Here is a 22,705-nt window from a genome sequence, read left to right as displayed (position 1 = left end):
ATAAAAATAGTTTTAAACTTTTGTTTACGGATTTACCGTAAATCAAAATACTGCAATATTGTTGGTTAGAAATATTTAAAGCATAATAAAACAATTATATTTGCAAACTATTTACAGTTATGCTTGGTAGCAGATTATGAAGAACATTAGAAATTTTTGCATCATTGCGCACATTGATCATGGGAAAAGCACCTTGGCCGACCGATTATTGGACTTTACGGGCTCTGTAACGGACCGTGAAAAACAGGACCAATTATTCTGGATAATATGGACTTGGAGCGTGAGCGTGGTATTACCATTAAATCACATGCGATTCAAATGGATTATATGCACAATGGCGAGCAATATATATTAAACTTAATTGATACTCCAGGGCATGTTGATTTTTCCTATGAAGTATCACGTTCTATTGCTGCTTGTGAGGGTGCTTTGCTGATTGTTGATGCCGCGCAGAGTATTCAGGCACAAACTATCTCAAATTTATATTTGGCATTGGAAAATGACTTGGAAATCATTCCTGTACTTAACAAAATAGATTTGCCAAGCGCTAATCCCGAAGAAGTAACCGATGACATTGTAGATTTATTAGGATGTGATCCTTCAGAAGTGATACCTGCCAGTGCCAAAACTGGTTTGGGTATTGAAGATATACTAACCGCTATCATTGAACGTGTTCCAGCCCCAAAAGGCAATGTTGATGAGCCTCTTCAAGCGCTGATTTTTGATTCTGTTTACAATCCATTCCGTGGTGTTGAAACCTACTTTAGGGTTATAAATGGTTCCATTAAAAAAGGACAGCATATTAAATTTATTGCTACTGGAAAAAGTTACTATGCTGATGAAGTTGGAACCTTGAAATTAAAACAGCTTCCAAAAAATGAGATTAAGGCTGGAGATGTTGGTTATCTAATTACCGGAATAAAGGAGGCTAAAGAAGTTAAAGTGGGTGATACGATTACTGATGCTAAAGAGCCTACTAAAAATGCCATAAGCGGATTTGAGGATGTAAAACCTATGGTATTTGCTGGAATTTATCCAGTTGACACAGAAGATTATGAAGATTTAAGAGCGTCCATGGAAAAGCTTCAGTTGAATGATGCTTCTTTGGTTTTTCAACCAGAAAGTTCAGCTGCACTAGGTTTTGGTTTTCGTTGTGGATTTTTAGGCATGCTACACCTGGAAATTATTCAGGAGCGTTTGGAGCGTGAATTCGACATGACGGTCATTACAACCGTTCCTAACGTGTCTTACCATGCGTTTACAAATAAAAATCCTGATGATATTATTATTGTCAACAATCCAACGGATTTACCTGATCCTTCAACCTTGAACCGTGTTGAGGAACCATATATTAAAGCAACAATTATTACCAAGGCGGATTTTGTTGGTTCGGTCATGAGTTTGTGTATTGAAAAACGCGGTCAAATAAAAAACCAAACCTATCTTACGCCCGAACGTGTTGAATTGAGTTTTGACATGCCTCTAGCTGAGATAGTATTTGACTTTTATGATAGGTTGAAAACCGTTTCCAAAGGATATGCGTCTTTTGACTATTCCCCAATTGGAATGCGAGCATCAAAGTTGGTTCGAGTTGATATTTTATTGAATGCTCAACAAGTTGATGCGCTTTCGGCTTTAATCCATGCTGATAACGCTTACAATATTGGCAAAAAGATGTGCGAGAAATTAAAAGAATTGATTCCACGTCAACAATTTGATATTCCTATACAGGCAGCTATTGGTGCAAAAATTATTTCAAGAGAAACCATCAAAGCTTTGCGTAAAGATGTCACTGCTAAATGTTACGGTGGTGATATATCCAGAAAACGAAAGCTATTGGAAAAACAGAAAAAGGGTAAAAAGAAAATGCGTCAAGTAGGTAATGTTGAAATACCACAACAAGCATTCATGGCTGTTTTAAAACTGAACGACTAATTGGTGTCTTCTTCACTTTTTAATAGTTTTCCCAAGTAAACCAGACTGCAGTTATCATTAATCTTATCAATATCCTTGTTATAGGATGAAATAATGTGAAGTTCACCTTCTTTGTCTTTGACAAAAAGAGGGACAATATCATCGTCGCTGTTGGTTATTTCTATTAACCTATCGTAGTGATCTTTATTCTTAATCGGTATTTCGTTAATAAGTGGATTTTTACGTGTTACCTCTGTCAATTTTATGAAATCGTCTGTATGAGAAAACAGGCCTTCCTTTGGATTATCATTACTATCTTTCATTTCGTCTCGAGTAACCAATCTAAAACTACCGTTCTCACCAAATTGTTTGCTAAACTTATTGATAGCATATTTGTTAATATCGGAATTAGCTGTCATGGCCATTAAATAACCGACATCACTCAATTCAATATTATCCGTAAGGGTTTCAGAATATATGTTTACATTCAATGCTTCAAGACCAAGCTCTAAAGATTTGTTGATATTAGTTTGATTACTGTCAATAAGAACCACATGTCTTCCATTGGACTCCAAATAATGACCTATAACACGAGCAAATTTAGAAGCTCCAATAATTAAAATACCTTCACTTTTTGTTAAGAAAACGCCCAAAATTTTGGCTACAAATCGAGCCGTTGTAGCATTTAACAATACTGTTCCCAAAACAATCATGAACACCAAAGGTGTGATATATTCGGCCCCTTCAACACCTTGTTTAATAAGTTTGGTTCCAAAAAGTGATGCGATTCCCGCGGCTACAATACCTCTTGGTCCAACCCAGCTAATAAACGTTTTTTCGTTTGTCTTCAATTTAGAGCCTGTGGTGCTCAAAAAAACAGCCAAAGGTCTTATTATGAAAACCACAATAGCAAATAAAACTGCCGTATTCCAATTATATAAAAGCATCAAGTCATCAACACTAATATTGGCCGCTAACAAAATGAACAATATTGAAATCAACAAGACACTTAATGACTCTTTAAAATAAAGTAATTCTTTTCGGTTTTGAAGTTGACTGTTACCTAATACCATGCCCATGACAACAACGGCTAATAAACCAGATTCATGCGCAAATACATCAGACTCAACAAAAACCAATAGTACCGTTGATAATGAAACCACATTCAATAAATAATGCGGAATGAGATTTCTGTTTATGACAAACTTTAAGGCATGGGCAAAGGTAAATCCGAAGGTTGTTCCAAAAAGAATAATCTTTCCAAACTCTATAAATGCCGTTTTAGTAAAACCACTATCGCCACCAACACTTATAAATTCAAAGACTAAAACCGCAACCAATGCACCTATGGGATCAATTAAAATGCCTTCCCATTTTAAAACTGCTGAAACATCTTTTTTAAGAGGAATATTGCGTAAAATAGGTGTGATTACAGTCGGTCCCGTGACTATTATGAGGGCTGAAAATAAAAAACAAACTTCCCAACTTAAGTAGAAAACATAATGGGCAACAATGGCGCCTCCAAAAAATGTAATTATGGATCCAAGCGTGATTAATTTCGTAATTACTGGACCAACATTTCTGATTTCATCACGCTTTAATGTCAAGCCTCCTTCAAAGAGGATTACGCTAATTGCTAATGATACAAAGTAATATAAGCCATCACCAGGAAAGAGGCCTTTTTGGCCATTCCAAATAGGTTCAATCCATTTTGTGCCATCTTCTGATAAAAATTCAGCTGCAATAGGACCAACTAAAAGCCCGATTAAAATCAACGGCAAAATCGCTGGTATTTTTAGTCGCCAAGCAACCCATTGTGCTAAAATTCCTAAAATGATTATTCCAGCTAATTCTATCATGTCATTTAATTTTTGTGAAAATACTAAATAATTACAATTTTGTCTAAATGTTAAAATGAAGTTATTGATTTAACATTCATTTCTTTAATATTAACACTTTTATTAATTTGCAAGACTATGAATTTATATCCTATAAACGCCGGAAATTTTAAACTTGATGGTGGTGCCATGTTTGGCGTGGTTCCAAAATCCCTTTGGCAAAGAACCAATCCTGCTGATGCCAATAACATGATTGATATCGCTGCAAAATGTTTACTTATTGAAGATGGTAATCGCCTGGTCTTAATAGATACTGGAATGGGTGACAAACAAAGTGACAAATTCTTTGGATACTATTACCTTTGGGGAGACGACACTATAGATAAATCTTTAAAAAAGTATGGTTTCCATAGAGACGATATAACCGATGTCTTCATGACCCATTTACATTTTGATCACTGTGGCGGAAGCGTACAATGGAATAAAGACAGAACAGGCTATGAGCCTGCTTTTAAGAATGCTAGATTTTGGAGTAATGAAGATCATTGGAAATGGGCCACGCAACCTAACAAAAGGGAAAAAGCATCATTTTTAAAAGAAAATATTTTACCAATGGAAGAAAGTGGGCAACTAGACTTTGTAAATCTTCCAGAAGATGATCTGTTAAAAAGCAGTCATTTAGGCTTTGACATTTTTTTTGCAAACGGACATACCGATAAACAAATGATCCCCATGATAAATTACAATGGTAAAACTATTTGCTTTATGGCGGACTTATTGCCAACAGCAGGACATTTACCTATTCCTTTTGTAATGGGCTACGATACTAGGCCTTTATTGACATTAGATGAAAAAGAAAAGTTCTTGCAAATGGCCGCAGATAATAATTATTACTTATTTTTGGAACACGATGCACATAACGAAATTATTACAGTAAAAAACACTGAAAAAGGCGTGCGATTGCATGAAGTATTTAACTGTAATGAAGTATTTAACTAAATATAATTTGAATTAAACATGAAATTAATTAAACCATTTTTATTTGCCTCCTTTGCAGCTTTAGTGTTAACAAGTTGTGGTGGTGGGGCAGCTGTGATATCAACACCTATTGAAAATATTGATAACACACCGATTAAAGAGTCTGATTTAACAGAGAATGAAAAACACACCTGGGGTCATTTAGATCTTGTTAAAGATACTATACCAGGAATGAGCGTTGACAAAGCTTACCAGGAAATTATCAAGGACAAGAAAGGAAAAACAGTTATCGTTGCTGTTATTGATTCTGGGATTGATATCGAACATGAAGATTTAGATGGAGTTGTATGGACAAATGAAGATGAAATTCCTGGAAATGGTATAGATGATGATAAAAATGGTTACGTGGATGATATTCACGGTTGGAATTTTTTAGGTGATGCCTATGATGAGCAATTAGAGTTTGTTAGAATTATTGTTAAGGGTGACAAAACCAACCCTCAATATGATGCTGCAGTTGCTGAATATGAAGAAAAATACCAAGAAGCTATTAACAACAAACAGCGCTATGATCAAATTTATGAAATGGTAAAAAGTGCTGATGAAACTGTAGCAAAACACTTGAATAAAAAAGATTACACTAAAGAAGATGTTGCAGCCATTAAAACGGATGACACTGCTGTAAATCAAGCAGTAGGAATGCTTCAAAATATGTATGCTAACGGTTTTGATAATTCAGAGGCGGCCCTGGAAGCTATCAAAGGTGGTGTTGAATACTATACCGATCAATTGAATGCAAACCTTAATAAAGACTTAAAAGGCAGAAAAACAGGTGATAATCCTGATGATCTTTCTGATGTTGGCTATGGAAACGGCAATGTTTTGCCTTCTGAAAAAGGAGAAAGCCATGGAACTCATGTTGCTGGTATTATAGCTGCTGAACGTAATAATGGCAAAGGCGCTAATGGTGTGGCAAACAATGTTCAAATCATGAGTTTAAGAGCGGTTCCAAATGGTGACGAATATGATAAAGATATAGCTTTAGCTATTCGTTATGCTGTCGATAACGGTGCAAAGGTGATTAACGGTAGCTTTGGAAAGTACTACTCACCTCATAGTGATTGGGTGAGGGATGCCATTGCTTATGCTGGTGATAATGACGTGCTTTTTATCAATGCTGCTGGTAATGAAGGTATTGACATTGACAAAAAAGATGTGTTTCCAAATGATGCTGTTGGAACTGGACCAGAAGTATCTAATACCTTTATTACGGTTGGAGCTTTAGAGCCAAAATACGGGTCAGGTATGATTGCAGGTTTTTCTAACTATGGAAAATATAATGTAGATGTTTTTGCACCTGGAGCTAAAGTATATTCTACAACTCCTGAAAATGAATATGCCACTAAAGGAGGAACTTCTATGGCAGCGCCAGCCGTTGCTGGTGTAGCTGCATTGATCCGTTCATATTATCCAAAACTATCGGCTGCCCAAGTAAAACAAATTATTTTAGATTCAGGACTGCCTGTAAAAACTAATGTTGTTGTTGGTGGTGACCCGTCTGATGTAAGACCATTTGGCGATTTAACAAAATCTTCTAAAATGGTCAATGCTTACAATGCATTAATTATGGCTAGCCAAATGAAATAAACATTTATAAAAACTCTAAAAATCCTATCCTTAAACGATAGGATTTTTTTTAAACACAATTCATCAATGAAAAATATTCTTTTAACGGCTTTAGCCTCTGTTTTTATTCTTTCCTGTGCTGGTAGCGGCGATATTATTGCCCAGAACACATCTGCTTCCAATACAGATTGTTATTGGCAACAACATGTTGACTATAAAATGGAAATTGACATGGATGTTGAATCCTATCAATATAAAGGGAAACAAACTTTAGTTTATACCAACAACTCACCTGATGTTCTTAACCGTGTCTATTATCATTTATATTTCAATGCCTTCCAACCTGGTAGTGAAATGGACGTCCGCTCGAGAAACATTGCTGATCCGGATGGTCGTGTTGGTGATAGAATAAGCAAACTTCAACCCAATGAGATTGGTTATATTAAAGTCAATTCCTTAAAACAAAATGGCACAGTCTTAAAACACGAAACTGTCGGAACTGTTTTGGAGGTTGAATTAGCAAAGCCTATTCAATCTGGAGAATCGGTAACATTTGATATGGATTTTGATGCTCAAGTGCCAATTCAAATTAGACGATCGGGAAGAAACAATAGTGAGGGTGTTGCGCTGTCTATGACACAATGGTACCCAAAATTAGCTGAATATGACGTTGAAGGTTGGCATGCCGATCCATACATAGGCCGTGAATTCCATGGTGTTTGGGGAGATTTTGATGTGAAATTGACCATAGATAAAAACTATGTTGTGGGCGGAACAGGTTATCTTCAAGAGGACGTGAAATCAAAAGGCAATAAAAAAACCTTACATTTTGTTGCGCCGAATGTTCATGACTTTACCTGGGCTGCTGATCCAGAATATATTCATGATACCATGCAAGTTCCAAATGGTCCGTTGCTTCATTTTTATTATAAAAGCACCTTGGATGACGAAAAGAAAGAAAACTGGAAAAAACTTCAACCTAAAACCGTAGAGCTCATGCAATATTTCAGTGAAAACATTGGCAAATATCCTTATGACCAATATTCTGTTATTCAAGGTGGTGATGGCGGTATGGAATATGCTATGTGTACTTTAATTACTGGCGACCGCTCATTTGGAAGCCTAGTTGGTGTTACAGCTCATGAAATGGCTCACACATGGTTCCAGTTTTTATTGGCGACAAATGAGGCTAAACACGAATGGATGGACGAAGGGTTTACAAGTTATATTAGTGATTATGCCATGAACCACGTTATGGCTGAAGGCAAAGAAAACCCTACGGTAAATGCCTACAGAGGATATATCTATTTGGCCAAATCCGGAAAGGAACAACCGCTTTCTACCCATGCTGATAGATATGAGTTCAACCAAGCTTATGGTATTTCAGCATACAGCAAGGGGGAAGTCTTTTTAGCGCAACTAGGCTATGTTATTGGTGAAGAAAATTTAAAGAAAACCATCAAAAAGTATTTTAATGATTTTGCATTTAAACACCCAAGACCTATTGATATTATTCGTTCAGCTGAAAAAGTAACTAATTTTGAGTTAGACTGGTATTTAATTGATTTTACGCAAACTACTAATACCATTGATTATGCCGTTTCAAATGTTGAAGGGAAAACTGTGTCTTTAAAACGCATTGGTTTAATGCCAATGCCTTTGGATTTAACGGTTACTTATACTGATGGAACCTCTGAAGATTTTTACATTCCATTACAGATGATGCGCGGTGAAAAACCAACATCTGCTACAATAATAGCTGATTGGGCATGGGCCAATCCCAATTACACTTTTGAAGCTTCTAAAGAGGTAAAATCTATAGAAATAGACCCTAAACAATTAATGGCAGATGTTGATAGGGAGAACAATATGAATGAACTATAGTGCGTAAGGCTTTATTAATTGCTTTTTATTTGGTTTTTGGGGTCATAAATGCCCAAGACAAGACAATAAGCAGTGAGAATGTTATTCAGTGGCAAGAAGCTTATAAGCTTCGTTTGGAAGATTTTCAGAAGGCCAGAACATCTGGTGATAGTTATTCATACTCGGCTTACAAGATTGAGTTTTATCCTTCAGAGGTAATTGTTGATAGAAATGATTATATCCAGGGTTATAAAGATTTGACGGTTGTTGCGGAGTTTCATATGAATGAATCCCATTTTCATCCTGATTATGAGGCTGATTTATTAAAGTTCGAACAACTAACGTTTGATATTGCTGAATTATTTGCACGAAAAATTCGAAAAAAATTTGAGGAAATGAAAACTGAAAAAGAAAGAAGGTTTTCAGCGTATCAGTATGAATATAATGTTTTGCTTAAGGCTTGTAAAGAATATCAGTCTGAATTTAGAAAAGCAACAAATAGCGGTTGGGAATCTCAAAAAGAAATAAATACTTGGGAAGCGAAAATTCACAATGAACTAAACGCGCTTCAAAAATTTTCAATAAAGCCACTTTAATTAGTGGCTTTTTTTATACCATAGTTCATTTTTGTACATGTTTTTTAAAGAGGTCCGTTCTCTATTAAATAACATTAAATAATTTTTTTCAACGACTTGGCTTCGGTAACCTAATAAATGAAAAAATGATTTAGCAAAAAACCTGGCTATTTTCAGGTTAACCTTAAGTACTTTTTTTCGTTTATCTTGCCATGAAACTCCGGGTAATAACACCAATAGCCCGTCAAATTTTAGGCGTCTTAGAACTTCTGAAAGCTTCAAAAAGAATGGCTTAATTTTCTGAATGACAAAAAAGCCCTCTTTTCCTAATTTTTGGTACAATGGCATAAAAATACGGGCGTTATATCGGGAACGAATCTCACCATTTGAATCATGGGCTAATAACATGTTTTTAGTTATTATTTGAAAGCTGTTGAATCCTGGAGCCATTATAAAATTGTCATCTGGTTTTATGGAATGCAAATGCGTAATTTCAAATGTTTCATGAATATTATAACTCTGTTCCTGCAGTTGTTTGTGGTAAATGGGAAATCCAATAATAGATTCTGATGACAAGGCTTTTGAAAAAGCTAATGACAAATAGATAAATGACTCACAATTAATAACCGCTTCTTTATCTGTGTGCTGACCAGACTCAAACCCCAACGATACGTAGCCAAGTTCATTAATGTAACTTAACAAAGGACCCTCTAAATATTCTTCAATACCCAAAACAACAGGAACAGGGAATTGCTTTGCAAACTTTCTATTGATTAGTGCATCATTTATTGTGATAAACGGAATGGTTTTACTTGATGTGGTATGAAAATCAATAAAGTAAAAAGGGCCTGAATCCATTTTTAAAATATCCTGAATAAGATCAAATATTTCCAGCAATTCGGCCTCATCAGAATTCACGATGGTTTTGTTTTTTATTTTTTCAATAGTTGCTTCTTTCCAAAGTCTATTTAAATCATTATTCACATAGCGTTTATTTGCCTCTAAAGCCGAAATGTTCCCTATTATTGCATAAAGTGTTCCCGATATTTCTTTCGGGTTTATATGATTAAAAACTTTATGCAATGCAAAAACACCAGCTGTCTCATTACCATGAACGCCGCCAAAAAAAACCATGGTTGGTCCCTTTTTATGGCCCTTTATTTTACCAATTATTCTACCTGTTCTGATTGTTTTGTTGAGCGCTTCGCTATATACTTCTATCATATTATATCTAAATGTCTTTTGAAGTAACGATACCAATTAATTTGTTGTTTTTCAAAACAGGAAGGCTATTAATCTTGTTTTTTATCATCAGTGATCGAGTTTCTTCTAGAGGCATCCACTCGGTTGCTGTTATTAATTGTTTTCGCATGATGGATCCAATGGTGATATTGTTTATATTTTCATCACTTAAATAACGCTCAACATCATTCCAAGACAGTAATCCAATTAATTCTTGTTTATCATTTATAACTGGCATATGATGGATATTTTTCCACATCATGATATTTAATACCAATTTCAAACTATCGTTTTGTTCAACCGAAAATATATGGGTACTCATAACATGTTTTACCATTCTGCTGGTTTTGAAGTCGCTTAAGGAATTAGGATCCAATATACTCCAGCTACCGACCGGGTAATCCTTTTCTTGTTTTTCATACATACCAGCAACCAAAGCCTGTGCCGCAGCAAATGGTCTGTATTTATTTTGAAGCATTCTATAACTTTTAATCATCCATTGTGAGCCACAATGTGATTTGATCCGGTTTTCAATAATTGTTAAATATTTCTCTGCGTCCTTTGGGGTAATTCCTGAACTATATAGCCCTTTGTAAGCCATTGGCAATAAAATGTCCAATAACAATTTATGACTTGAAATATACTCGTTGTCCCATATAAATTGTGTTCCCATGCCATATCGAGCAGCATTAAAAAAATTCGATTTGACATCTTTAAAGCACCATTTATTATGAATGTCTCTTAATGATTTAGGTTTTCCTAACATGAGACCAACCCAAAACATCAAATTGGCAATTTCATCACTTGTAGTGGGTCCAGATGGTAAGTAGCGATTTTCTATTCGCAAATGTGGTTTGCCTTCTCCTACCCCATAACAAACCCTATTCCATCTATAAACTGTTCCGTTATGTAAGCTCAAGGCTTTTAATTTTGGGATTTCTCCCGACTCTACCATATCTGCACTATCCTTATCATACTCCGAAGTAACCAGGCTTCTAAATCTTGATATACTATCCTTAAAAATGTCCACCACAGTTCCAGTTTCCCAATCGGATCCAAAACTTACACGTGATTGTTTTTCATTAAGTAAAAATGAATTTGATCTTGTGTCAACACTTTGGGTAAACAACGCAATGCGTGTTTCATTCCAAAGTTCCTTACCAAACAACAAAGGTGAATTGGCACAAATACTTAATACAGGTCCTGAAATGGCTTGAGCCCAATTATAATCGTCAACAAAATTATCGGGGTGAATCTGTAAATGTGTTTGAAAACTGGTATTACATGCTTCAAGCATAACTGAATCATGCAAGAGGTTAAGTTCATCATTGCCTTTAATATGAATGCTAAAATCTTGCTTCCTAGAATCCTTTATGGCCTCATTCAAAACCTGATAGCGTTGTACTTTCGTCATGTAATCTTCGGAAATGTGCTTCAATGAAAAAGTTGGTAAAATTCCCGTTAAAACAATTTTAGAGTCGTGTTTATCACAAACTGCCTTTGCTTTCTCTAAAAGTGTAACTAATTGCTCATGTAATTTTGAAAAACAATCGTTTTTTAATTCAAATGGATCCAGGTTAATTTCTAAATTGTAACTACCAATCTCTGTGGTAAAATGATTGTCCCCTATTTCTGCTAATAAATCGAGTGAGTTGTTACATGGAAAAAAATCCCTATCAACCACACAAAATTCTTGTTCAGCGCCAATTCTAATGGGTTCTTTTTCAATTAATCCTTTTTCTAACATCATTTCCAGAGCCTCTAAATCTCTGGTAAGTTGATCAATAAATGCTGATTTTTCTTCTCTTGTTACAAGTCTCGTGACATTTAAATTACCCATACCTAAAATAATTTAAGAATATTATTTTGGTAATTTACAGCCTATTAGCCTTAAAAAATATGATTTATGTCATAGAGACATATCATATGCTTGCCTAGATATTACTATTTTTACGCACGCAACGGTGTATGAAAGCAACTTATTCTCATAAAGAAAAACTCAAAAGTAAAAAACTCATCGATCAGCTTTTTACTGAAGGTCAGTCGGTTTCGGCTTATCCTTTGCGTATGGTTTATTTAAAAACGCAACTCGATGATAATGTCATTGCTAAAACAGGTGTTTCTGTTTCAAAACGACATTTTAAAAAAGCGGTTGACAGAAATCGTGTTAAACGATTGCTTCGAGAAGCCTACCGATTGAACAAAACTGCCTATTTTAACAACATTACAACACAATATGCGTTTATGATTTTGTACATTGGTAATGATAAACCCACTTATGTTGAAGTTGAACAATCCATGAACAAACTGTTTAAGAAGTTTGTTGAAATGGAATCCAAAAAAAATTCATGATGAAAAAATTACTTAAAAAGCGCATTATCATTCCTTTTTTAGCGCTTGTTATATTTCTGACTGGTACCGCTTTTCAAAACGATTTTTTTGAGATAGCCAAGCAAATAGAAATATTCACCACCTTGTACAAAGAGGTTAATATGAATTATGTTGACGATACCAATCCGGCTGAATTAATGGATACGGCTATCAAAAGCATGTTGAATGATTTGGATCCTTATACCCAATTTTATAACGAGCAAGATGTTGAGGCTGAAAAAATTCGGAGAACTGGAGATTACACGGGTATTGGAGCCAATGTTAGAACCATGAAGGATAAATTAGTTATTATTGAACCTTACAAAGATTATCCTGCTGATAAGGCTGGCTTAAAGGCTGGTGATGAAATAATCAAAATAGGTAATACGGTAATTGCTAATTACAAAGAGGATGCTGGCGACCTCCTCAAGGGCTCCTCTGGCAGTAAAGTAGATGTAACCTACTTGCGCCAAGGAAAAGAATATAACGCCAGTATTACACGTTCTGAAGTGGAGATTGATGCCGTGCCACATTTTTCAATGGTTGATGATAAAACAGGATATATTGTTTTAGATAAGTTTAATAACAAAGCGTCTTCCCAAACAGGCTATGCTGTAAAAGATTTGAAAGCTCAAGGTGCAGAACGCATTATTTTGGACCTGAGAGGCAATCCAGGCGGACTTTTATTAGAGGCCGTCAAAATTGTAAACTTATTTGTTCCAAAAGGTCAATTGGTGGTTTCAACTAAATCTAAAGTTAAAAAGTTCAACCGGACTTATTACACTCAAAGTGATCCTATTGATACCGAAATCCCGCTTGTTGTTCTAATTAATGGCAGCAGTGCTTCGGCTAGTGAAATTGTTTCGGGTGCTTTACAGGATTTGGATAGAGCTGTCATTGTTGGTTCCAGAAGCTTTGGAAAGGGCCTTGTACAGCGTCCAAAACCTTTAACTTATGGAACACAGCTAAAAATTACCATATCAAGATATTACACGCCATCTGGTCGATGTATCCAGGCTTTAGATTATTGGAATAGAGATGAAAAAGGTAATGCGGTACGTATAGAAAAAGACAAATACAACGAATTTAAAACCAAAAACGGCCGGAAAGTATTTGATGGTGGCGGTGTTTTTCCTGATGAAGCTTTGGCGGTCACTAAAAATTCAGCTATTACTAAAGCAATTCAATATGACTTTTTAATTTTTGATTACGCTACCGACTATTATTACAAGCACCAACAAACTGATGTTAGTAATTTTGAACTGACAAATGCTGACTTTAATAATTTTAAACAGTATTTAAAGAGTAACGATTTTACATTTGTTACCGAAACTGAAAAAGCACTGAATAAGGTCATGGAAAAAGCAGCTAAAGAAGATTTAGATGACAATATTCAAAATGATTATAACGCGTTGGTAACTAATTTAAACAATTCTAAAGAATTGGCTATCAATGAAAATAAAGACGAAATTTTATCGTTACTAACTGATGAGATAGTAAAACGTTATGTTTATAGAGAAGGTTTGTATGATTACTACAAAGGTCATAATCTTGAGATAAAAAAAGCAACTGAAATTTTATCCAAACCTTCCGTTTATAAAAATTACTTAAATTAAGTATCTTTAAGTTAATTTTCATTACCTACTATGAATAGATTAATAGCGCTTATCATATTATTAAGTTATAATATGATGCTCTTTTCGCAAACGGATGCTGAAAGGGAGCGTACCCATATTGTGTTTTTTGAAACCGACCAATATGTGGTTCTGCCTACTGAAGAAAGTCGGTTGATGCTTTTTCTATCAGAAATTGAATCTCTTGATATAGAAAAGATATCTATTTATGGTTTTTGTGATGATCGTGGTAGTGACTCCTACAACCTACTGTTATCACAATACCGCGCTAATTCCATTAAAGAAATATTTTCAAATAACGAATTTGATGAATCAAAAATTACCAATGTTGATGGAAAAGGTGAGGTGCTATTGGAACTGGTAAAAGAAAAGAATGTCGCCAAACTAAGGGGTTTAAATCGGAAAGTAGAAATTAGGGTTCAACCCTATTCTCCACCCAGAACAGAAGCTGAAATTGACAAACCTGAAAAAAAAGAATTTTCAGAAGCTATCAAGGGTGATATAAAAGCTGGTGATAAGTTTCTATTGGAAAATATTTTATTTAAAACAGGATATAGTATCCTGCTCCCAGAATCAAAAAAAACACTAGAAAAAATTGCAGAAACCCTGTTGGAACGCGAGGATATATACTTCACCATACAAGGCCACGTGTGTTGTACCCAAAATGGACGTGATGCCATGGATCGTCAAACAAACAAGCGCAATTTATCGGTTACCCGAGCAAAATATATTTATGATTATTTAGCCAAAAAAGGTGTTGATAAAAGTCGGATGAAGTATGTCGGCATGCGCAGAAAATTTCCGTTAGGTGGTGATCCTAAATTTGATAGACGTGTTGAAATTTTAGTGACGTATGTTGGTAAAGATTAAGATTTTATCATAGCTACATGTGGAATCCCATCTTCCAGGTACTCCTCTCCTATTTCTTTGAATCCTAAATTATTATAAAATTTCTTCAAATATGTTTGTGCTGAAATTTTTATTTCTGTTGTATTAAAAAATATATTTACTGCTTTAATGGAAGCCTTCATGATGTCATAACCATATTGATGCTGGCGTTCATTTTTTTTCACCACTACCCTACCAATACTGGCTTCATTAAAATAATCACCTGGTTTAAAAACGCGTGTGTAAGCGACCAGATTATTATTTTTATAACCTAAAATATGTAAGGCTTTCTGGTCTTTTCCATCGATATCCTGATATACACAATCCTGTTCCACCACAAACACTTCAGAACGTAATTGTAATAAATCGTAGAGTTCATTTGTATTTAACTCCGAAAAATTTTTAGTAAGTATGTCAAGCATTCTATTCTTTATTTAATCCTGCACAATAACATCTTTGGAATCTTCCTTGTTAAATTCTGGTTGAATGGTTATATGGTTGATGTCAAATTCATCATGTAGCACATCCTCTATCTGTTTTAAAACACTATTAAATTCATCAATTGATATATTTTCAGCCAAATCTAAATGGGCTTCCAAATGCAATTCATCATCATTTAAACACCAAACATGAACATGATGCAACTTGTTAACTTTGGGTATTTTATGAACTGCTCTTAAAACAGCTTTTATATCCACTTGCTCCGGAGTAAAAAGCATTAAAATTTTAGTAGATTTTTTTAATAGATCATAGCCAACCCATACCAAATAAAGGGCAATAAGAAATGTTAACACACTATCTACCCAAAAAACCTGGTAATATTTCATCAACAAACCACCTATTAAAACAGCAATACTGGCCAGCATATCAGTAAATAGATGTAAATAAGCAGATTTCATATTTAAATTGGAATCAGCATCTTTTTTTAACAACAACACACTAAGTCCATTAGCTAGTATAGCAATAACAGAAAGCCAGATTACTAAATTCGATTCTATTTCTTGCGGATTTTGAAAACGCTTTACCGCCTCAATTATCAATAAAACACCCACAATCACTAATGTTGAAGCATTTATAAACGCTGCAAGGATTTCAGCGCGTTTATAACCAAAAGTTCTGTGAATAGAAGCTTTTTGTCTCGATAATTTAGAGGCTACATAACTAACTACTAAAGATATAACATCACTAAAATTATGAAGGGCATCACTTAATAATGCTAAACTTCCGGATATAATTCCACCAATAACTTGAGCAGATGTTATAAGTATATTTAAAAGAATAGAAATAATGAGATTTCTATCCTTCATATTGGAATGCGAATGATTATGTGAATGCGAATGCCCCATTAACAGGAAAGCGGAATTTTATCTACGCGTTTTTGATGACGTCCTCCCTCAAATTTTGTTTCTAAAAAGGTATCAACCATTTTTATAGCTTGAGGAATAGCTGTATAACGCGCAGGAATACAAATAATATTAGCATTGTTATGTTGTCTGGTTAACTCTGTTATTTCATTCATCCAACATATACCGGCACGAACATGTTGATATTTATTAGCAGTCATGGCCACACCATTGGCACTGCCACAAATCAAAATACCAAAATCAACTTTATTATCATTGACATCTTGAGCCACTGGATGTACAAAATCCGGATAATCCACACTGTCACTGGAATCAGTTCCATAATTAGTGACTTGAATTCCTTTTGATTCTAAATGCTTGATAATAGCAAATTTATAATCGGTTCCTGCGTGATCATTACCTATTGAAATCTTCATATCTAGTACTATTAATTATCTGTGTAAAGGTACAAAATACGGAACGTTATAAAATGTAATTTTGATGTTTATAATTTTTAGATTTTATGCTCATAAACTGTTAATATCTATTTATCATTTTCTAACAGAAATATTTTAAAAATTGAATAAAAATTACAAGAAGAAATAGGAATGTATTTACCAAAAAATTAAAGCTATTTTTTTAGCCAACTTTTAAGCATTTAAATTAACTTTTATAAACACTGTTTAAAATAGTTTTTATTAAAAATCAATTATTAACAAACAATATAAACAGCTGTTAATAGTATTTAAAATGAGATTAAAAATGAACACGTTAAGCTTATTTTGAATGTTAATTAATTATCAATAAAATGTAAACTGTGTGTTTTCAAAATATATTTTAAAAAAGTTATTGAAGCTATTAACACGCTATAATAATCATTACTATTTTTTTAAAATTTAAAAAAGAAATAGTTATTATAGAATTTAATGTGGATAACTAATTTTACGCTAATTTAATAGTAATGAAATATCATTTAATTTTAAAACCGTAGCTTTGTAATTGTTTAATACAAATTACTTCGCCTTTAGTATTAAATTAATAATGAAAGTGTTCCGAACTTTAGGAACCAGAATATGAAAAGAATTACATGACAAGAAAGAAAAAAAGGAGATCATCTAAAAACAAGATTTCCAACCTAACGAATACAATCTTAAGTATATTAAAAAAAGAACGAAACAAATCCTTCAACTATAAACAAATTGCGGCAAAACTAGGTGTTAATGATGCCAGTAGTCGTAATCAAATTATTAAAAAACTCCAGCAATTAAAAGCTAAAAAAGAAATTGAGGAAGTTGAGCGTGGCAAGTTTAAAGCTATACCAACTGCAGATTATCATACTGGAATTTTAGACTTATCCCATAAGGGATCTGGCTATGTTATTAGTGATGAATTTGAGGACGATATACATATCGCATCTAATAATATCAACCGCGCTTTAGATGGTGATGAAGTCGAATTTTATGTTTATAAACGCTTAAAACGCGGTAGAAGAGAAGGAGAAATTACCAGGGTGTTAAAACGCGCTAAAAATGATTATGTTGGCGTAATACAGGTACATGATAATTATGCATTTGTGATTCCTGACAGTACAAAAATGTATAAAGATATTTTTGTACCCATTAATAGAATCAACAAAGCTGAAGAAGGGGATAAGGTCTTAGTTTCATTGGATGAATGGCCAGAAAATCAAGACTCACCCAGTGGACGCGTGCTAAAAGTTTTAGGAAAACCAGGAGAACATAATACCGAAATACATTCCATTTTAGCAGAATATGGCTTACCTTATGAATTTCCTTATGAGGTTGAAGAATTTGCTAATAAGTTAGACACATCCATCACCAAAGAGGAAATAGCCAAACGTCGTGATATGCGAGACGTTTTAACATTTACCATAGATCCTAAAGACGCTAAAGATTTTGACGATGCCTTGTCGTTTCAAATATTAGAAAATGGTCATTATGAAATAGGTATCCATATTGCAGATGTGTCGCATTATGTCAAACCAAATACTGTTTTAGATGATGAAGCTTATGAACGAGCTACATCAGTGTATTTAGTGGATAGGGTTGTACCGATGTTACCCGAAATACTATCAAATAATGCCTGCTCGCTTCGGCCATATGAAGAAAAATATACGTTTTCGGCAGTTTTTCATCTAGATGAAAAAGCTGAAGTAAAAGACCAATGGTTCGGTAGAACAGTAACTTATAGTGATGCACGATTTGCTTATGAAGAAGCCCAAAGTGTGATAGAAAGTAAAACTAATGTAATCCCGAAAGAGGTATCCTTAACTAGTAAGGAATATCATACAGATCAACATATTGCAGATGCTATATTAAAAATGGACGAATTAGCTAAAAAAATGCGTACCAAACGTATGCGATCTGGAGCTATTTCTTTTGATAAGGTTGAGGTTAAATTTAATTTAGATGAAGATAACAATCCTACAGGTGTCTATTTTAAAACATCTCAAGATGCTAATAAGTTAATTGAAGAATTTATGTTATTAGCAAACCGAAAAGTAGCCGAATTTATTGGTAAGCAAAAACCACCGAAAACCTTTGTATATCGTGTTCATGACGAACCTGACGACAGTAAGTTAGCAGCACTTCAAAACATCGTAGGACGTTTTGGTTACAAGCTTAATTTTAAGGACAAGAAGTCAACCACCGCCTCATTAAATAACTTGTTAAAAGATGTTGTCGGTAAAAAAGAGCAAAATTTAGTTGATACTTTAGCTATCAGAAGCATGAGTAAAGCGGAATATACCACTCATAATATTGGGCATTATGGCCTGGCATTTGACTATTACAGCCATTTTACATCGCCTATCAGGCGTTATCCCGATGTCATGGCACATCGATTGTTGCAACGGTATTTAGATGGTGAAAAATCCGCTAATGAAGAGGTATATGAAGATAAGTGCGTACATTCCAGTAACATGGAATATTTAGCCACAAAAGCGGAACGTGATTCTATCAAATACATGCAAATTAAATTTATGCAGGATCACCAGGATGAAGAGTTTGTTGGTGTTATTTCGGGTGTTACGGATTGGGGAATTTATGTTGAAATCATCAATAATAAATGTGAGGGAATGGTTAGAGTTCGTGATATTACAGATGACCATTATGAATTTGATGAAAGCGAATATGCTTTGATAGGTAGAAACACAAAAAATATGTATCAATTAGGCGATGAGGTCGTTGTTACTGTTAAAAACACAGATTTAGTTAAAAAACATTTAGATTTTAATTTATTAGGAAAGTATAACGATTAATTTTTTTTTAAACATGAAGTATGTTGCTTTAATACTAATGGTATTTACTACCGTTTTATATTCACAAACGGAGAAGAATTTAGGAGATTTTAGAGAACTAAAAGTGTATGATAGGATAGAAGTGGAACTCATAAAGTCTGATGAAAACAAAGTTGTTGTTTCGGGTAAGAATACACAAGATGTTGTTTTTGTTATCAAAAATGGGCTGCTGAAAGTTAGAATGACATTAGATAAAATTTTCAATGGTGATGAAACAGAAGTGAAAGTATACTACAAAAACATTGATATTATTGATGCTAATGAAGGGACTTTTATTGGATCTGATGACGTTTTTGAGCAATTTGAAATAGATTTACGAGCACAAGAAGGCGGCTCTATTAGAATCCAAGTAAAAGACATGACCTTTTTAAATGTCAAAGCGATTTCTGGAGGCGTTATTCATACATCAGGTAACTCTAAAAATCAAAATATAGACATCAATACAGGTGGTCAGTACAAGGGCAAAGAACTTCACACCGAAAAGACCGAAGTAACCATTAAAGCTGCTGGTGAAGCAGATGTTTATGCTACTAAAGAAGTGATTGCCAAGGTTAGGGCAGGAGGTAATGTTTATATCTACGGAAACCCTGAAACAGTTGATGAAAACACCGTTTTAGGAGGTAAAATAATCAGAAAGAATTAAATACATTCCTTTTTTATAAATTTGTGGAAATGCTATCCACTTATGCTTGACGCCATTTTAGCGGCTATTCCCTTCGGGATTATTCTGGCTTTTACCATAGGACCAGTTTTTTTTGTATTACTGGAAACTAGTGCTACCAAAGGGTTTAAGAGTGCATTAATTTTTGATTTGGGAGTTATTGTGGCAGACATGTTCTTCATAGTCGTTGCATTTTACAGTACCAGCAAGCTGTTGGATAAGATAAAAGATGACCCTAATTTTTTAATATTTGGAGGTGTTCTTTTAGCGGTATATGGATTTATTTCATTTATCAAAACTTCTAAATCCTTCAGAGAGATAGTCCGAGAATACCATACCGTTGAAATCAAGAAGAAATTAGGTAAGCTATTTATAAAGGGGTTTTTATTGAATTTTATAAATGTAGGCGTTCTGCTGGGTTGGTTGGGATTCATTGTAATTGGGAATTCCTTGACAGAAACCAACAGTGAACTTTGGGTGTTTTTAGCAACGATATTAGCTGTATATTTCTTGGTAGATCTTTTAAAAATGGCTGCAGCTAAAACACTTAAAAACAAACTCACACCAAGACGTATTTTTAAAACCAAAAAGATTGTGGCGCTGGTAATTCTGGGTTTTGGAGTCCTGTTACTGATACAAGGTTTTTTCCCAAAAGAAAAGGAAATGATTAAGGATCGATTGGAACAAATAAGTCCATTGGATTAAAATGAGAATAACTATATTATTTATATCATTCTTATTTTTAAATCATGGTTTCTCTCAAACACCACCTGGGACCATTAAGCTTAAAGATAGTTTATATATTGACAAATCACCTGTCACCAATATCATGTATTCAGAATTTATTAATCATGCTTATGACAATAATCCTCATATACTTGATAAAATTAAAGTAAAAGACACATTTACAGGCAGCTTTAAAAAAACTCTTGAGCAAATGAATAACCCTAAATATTCACATCACCCGATATTGCTTATAACGCAATCGCAAGCTGATTTATATTGCAAATGGCGATCAGATATGGTGCAGTTTTTATGGGATAGTCAATTCAAAGAGAAGGCAAAGACTGTTAATTATAGTTTACCGACTATTAATCAATATAATTTTGCTCAAAACTTTTTTAATCAAATTGGCCTGTATGAGGAATATAACGGAAATCCTTACAATAATAGAATAGACAAACATCCAGATAATGTTTTTGTCATATATGATTTGTCTGAAATATCAAATAATAAGGCATTTTTTGGTAGAAACTGGAGAGAAGAATTACCAACAAATTATCCAAATGATTATACAACATTTCGTTGTGTATGTATTGTAAGTAACAAGAAAAGCGACTAACTTCTTATTTTGAGCAACCGCCATACAATACTTCAGTTTTGCTTAAAACTATAAAGAAAGGACTTATAAAGTATGTTAAGGTTTCTAGACTGGTTAAGCGAATTCGAACCACAGTAATAATCTTACTCTAAATTTTCTAAAAATTTAAAAATAAAAAACCTTTAACATACGTTGAAGGTATCTCAAGGAGCCAACTTATTACATTGACATAGCTGTAGATGGTGTTGTTCTCTTTAATTAATTTTTTTAAAAATTAGAAAAAAAAGAGCTACTAAAAAAGTAACTCTTTCTCGAGGTGTCGAGCGGATTCGAACCGCTGTAGATGGTGTTGCAGACCACTGCCTAGCCACTCGGCCACGACACCTTGTTCGACAGCAAATGTAAAAAAAATATGTTTTTTACACTATTTACTGATAGTTTTTTCGTTTGTCGGTCATTTTTATCGTTACCATCTCCACATCACCACCAATAGGAGGGTTTAATTTACTGATACTCACCGTTGCCTTTTGGACCAGCTTGTCTTCAGTAAAAACCCTGTCCAATATACGTCTGGCAACTGTTTCTAGCAAATGAGATGGTTTTAGCATTTCTTCGCGTATTACTCGGTTTAAAAACACGTAGTCAACAGTATCGTTTAATAAATCAGTATCCGCAGAAGGCTGTAAATTAGCTTTAATCTCTAAATCCACTCGATAATCACTACCAATTTTGGTTTCTTCACTCAAACAACCATGATTGGCAAATATTCGAATATTTTCAACTTTAATTATTCCCATAGGACAAAAATAAAACTCCTTATGTCACAATGAGTCAAATTTGCAAGAAATTTAATTCTAGAGACTAGTTGGTAAAAAAGTCGAATATATTACTAATAGCGCTTGTTTTAGACTTGTAAAATTCTGTGTAAGTACAGCGCTCACAAGTGACAGTCGTAAATCGTTTATTTTGAATATTAAACAATTTCGTAAACAAACCACCGGTTGCCTGCATTTGATCCACCTGATAGGTTCTGTTGTGACATTTTGGACATTCGTAATTTCTGTGTTGCATATCTAAAGGGTTTTATTAATTGGTATCAAAAATCAACCAGTTGTTACAATTACGCTAAAATT

At 34.1% G+C, this 22,705-nt stretch carries 19 protein-coding genes, 1 tRNA gene and 1 pseudogene; 12 read left to right on the top strand and 9 right to left on the bottom strand.

Annotated elements, in window-relative coordinates; genetic code table 11:
- The first annotated feature begins 136 nt into the window (after nt 1–136).
- A pseudogene (gene lepA / locus ACKXGU_RS08780) lies at nt 137–1,935 on the top strand (translation elongation factor 4).
- Here the strand turns inward: lepA and ACKXGU_RS08775 are convergent.
- Complete coding sequence (locus ACKXGU_RS08775; protein ID WP_463464965.1) at nt 1,932–3,773, bottom strand: cation:proton antiporter; 1,842 nt, start codon at nt 3,771–3,773, stop codon at nt 1,932–1,934. The pseudogene lepA and the gene ACKXGU_RS08775 sit on opposite strands and share 4 nt — an antisense overlap.
- A 117-nt stretch (nt 3,774–3,890) precedes the next feature.
- Here ACKXGU_RS08775 and ACKXGU_RS08770 point away from each other — a divergent pair, with 117 nt between their 5' ends.
- The 4 genes from ACKXGU_RS08770 (at nt 3,891) to ACKXGU_RS08755 (ending at nt 8,815) form a co-directional block, all read left to right on the top strand.
- Nucleotides 3,891–4,751, top strand: coding sequence for an MBL fold metallo-hydrolase (locus ACKXGU_RS08770; RefSeq protein WP_463464964.1), 861 nt, complete (start codon nt 3,891–3,893; stop codon nt 4,749–4,751).
- 18 nt (nt 4,752–4,769) lie between these two features.
- A complete protein-coding gene (locus ACKXGU_RS08765; RefSeq protein WP_463464963.1) occupies nt 4,770–6,377 on the top strand; it encodes a S8 family peptidase in 1,608 nt (535 codons plus the stop codon).
- Nucleotides 6,378–6,443: 66 nt separating this feature from the next.
- Complete coding sequence (locus ACKXGU_RS08760) at nt 6,444–8,240, top strand: M1 family metallopeptidase (RefSeq protein ID WP_463464962.1); 1,797 nt, start codon at nt 6,444–6,446, stop codon at nt 8,238–8,240.
- Nucleotides 8,240–8,815 carry a hypothetical protein gene (locus ACKXGU_RS08755; RefSeq protein ID WP_463464961.1) on the top strand — a complete coding sequence of 192 codons (576 nt, stop codon included), beginning with the start codon at nt 8,240–8,242 and terminating at the stop codon, nt 8,813–8,815. Before ACKXGU_RS08760 ends, ACKXGU_RS08755 begins: the two co-directional genes overlap by 1 nt.
- On the opposite strand, the gene ACKXGU_RS08750 is transcribed toward ACKXGU_RS08755, so the two are convergent.
- Together ACKXGU_RS08750 and ACKXGU_RS08745 are read right to left on the bottom strand one after the other, a co-directional pair.
- Nucleotides 8,816–10,018, bottom strand: coding sequence for a succinylglutamate desuccinylase/aspartoacylase family protein (locus ACKXGU_RS08750; RefSeq protein ID WP_463464960.1), 1,203 nt, complete (start codon nt 10,016–10,018; stop codon nt 8,816–8,818).
- Between the two features lie 7 nt (nt 10,019–10,025).
- A complete protein-coding gene (locus tag ACKXGU_RS08745) occupies nt 10,026–11,876 on the bottom strand; it encodes a CBS domain-containing protein (protein WP_463464959.1) in 1,851 nt (616 codons plus the stop codon).
- A gap of 128 nt (nt 11,877–12,004) precedes the next feature.
- Here ACKXGU_RS08745 and rnpA point away from each other — a divergent pair, with 128 nt between their 5' ends.
- The 3 genes from rnpA to ACKXGU_RS08730 are packed head-to-tail and all read left to right on the top strand — an operon-like array spanning nt 12,005 to nt 14,910.
- Nucleotides 12,005–12,388, top strand: coding sequence for a ribonuclease P protein component (gene rnpA, locus ACKXGU_RS08740; RefSeq protein ID WP_463464958.1), 384 nt, complete (start codon nt 12,005–12,007; stop codon nt 12,386–12,388).
- The gene (locus ACKXGU_RS08735) at nt 12,388–14,022 is read left to right on the top strand and encodes a S41 family peptidase (protein WP_463467420.1); all 1,635 of its coding nucleotides are present in this window, start codon (nt 12,388–12,390) and stop codon (nt 14,020–14,022) included. Before rnpA ends, ACKXGU_RS08735 begins: the two co-directional genes overlap by 1 nt.
- A 30-nt stretch (nt 14,023–14,052) precedes the next feature.
- Nucleotides 14,053–14,910: an OmpA family protein gene (locus tag ACKXGU_RS08730; RefSeq protein WP_463464957.1), complete on the top strand. Its 858-nt coding sequence runs from the start codon at nt 14,053–14,055 to the stop codon at nt 14,908–14,910.
- Here ACKXGU_RS08730 and ACKXGU_RS08725 read toward each other — a convergent pair.
- Genes ACKXGU_RS08725 through rpiB form a run of 3 tightly spaced genes read right to left on the bottom strand, consistent with a single transcriptional unit; the run spans nt 14,907 to nt 16,708 of the window.
- Nucleotides 14,907–15,350, bottom strand: coding sequence for a GNAT family N-acetyltransferase (locus ACKXGU_RS08725; protein ID WP_463464956.1), 444 nt, complete (start codon nt 15,348–15,350; stop codon nt 14,907–14,909). The genes ACKXGU_RS08730 and ACKXGU_RS08725 overlap by 4 nt on opposite strands.
- Before the next feature lie 12 nt (nt 15,351–15,362).
- Nucleotides 15,363–16,274 (bottom strand): cation diffusion facilitator family transporter, encoded by a 912-nt coding sequence (locus ACKXGU_RS08720; RefSeq protein WP_463464955.1) that lies wholly within the window; start codon nt 16,272–16,274, stop codon nt 15,363–15,365.
- Nucleotides 16,274–16,708: a ribose 5-phosphate isomerase B gene (rpiB, locus tag ACKXGU_RS08715; protein ID WP_103050671.1), complete on the bottom strand. Its 435-nt coding sequence runs from the start codon at nt 16,706–16,708 to the stop codon at nt 16,274–16,276. The genes ACKXGU_RS08720 and rpiB overlap by 1 nt, the downstream gene beginning before the upstream one ends.
- A 650-nt stretch (nt 16,709–17,358) precedes the next feature.
- On the opposite strand from rpiB, the gene rnr reads away from it, so the two are divergent.
- From rnr to ACKXGU_RS08695, 4 genes are read left to right on the top strand one after another with little or no spacing between them, the layout of a single operon-like run.
- On the top strand, nt 17,359–19,551 hold the full coding sequence (gene rnr / locus ACKXGU_RS08710; RefSeq protein ID WP_463464954.1) for a ribonuclease R: 2,193 nt from the start codon (nt 17,359–17,361) through the stop codon (nt 19,549–19,551).
- A 13-nt stretch (nt 19,552–19,564) separates the two neighbouring features.
- Entirely contained in the window at nt 19,565–20,233 is a 669-nt protein-coding gene (locus ACKXGU_RS08705; protein ID WP_463464953.1) for a head GIN domain-containing protein, read from the top strand.
- A 42-nt stretch (nt 20,234–20,275) separates the two neighbouring features.
- A complete protein-coding gene (locus ACKXGU_RS08700; protein WP_103050667.1) occupies nt 20,276–20,956 on the top strand; it encodes a LysE family translocator in 681 nt (226 codons plus the stop codon).
- A gap of 1 nt (nt 20,957) precedes the next feature.
- On the top strand, nt 20,958–21,593 hold the full coding sequence (locus ACKXGU_RS08695; protein WP_463464952.1) for an SUMF1/EgtB/PvdO family nonheme iron enzyme: 636 nt from the start codon (nt 20,958–20,960) through the stop codon (nt 21,591–21,593).
- 293 nt (nt 21,594–21,886) lie between these two features.
- On the opposite strand, the gene ACKXGU_RS08690 is transcribed toward ACKXGU_RS08695, so the two are convergent.
- From ACKXGU_RS08690 to ACKXGU_RS08680, 3 genes are all read right to left on the bottom strand, one after another.
- Nucleotides 21,887–21,957 (bottom strand) — tRNA-Cys (locus ACKXGU_RS08690).
- A gap of 43 nt (nt 21,958–22,000) precedes the next feature.
- On the bottom strand, nt 22,001–22,369 hold the full coding sequence (folB, locus tag ACKXGU_RS08685) for a dihydroneopterin aldolase (RefSeq protein ID WP_463464951.1): 369 nt from the start codon (nt 22,367–22,369) through the stop codon (nt 22,001–22,003).
- Nucleotides 22,370–22,433: 64 nt separating this feature from the next.
- Nucleotides 22,434–22,643: a zinc ribbon domain-containing protein gene (locus tag ACKXGU_RS08680; RefSeq protein WP_463464950.1), complete on the bottom strand. Its 210-nt coding sequence runs from the start codon at nt 22,641–22,643 to the stop codon at nt 22,434–22,436.
- Nucleotides 22,644–22,705 lie beyond the last annotated feature (62 nt).

The sequence above is a fragment of the Hanstruepera sp. CR43 genome (assembly GCF_055227665.1).
The sequence above is the reverse complement of the archived record's forward strand: the minus strand, read 5'-3'. Positions and strand labels throughout refer to the sequence as shown.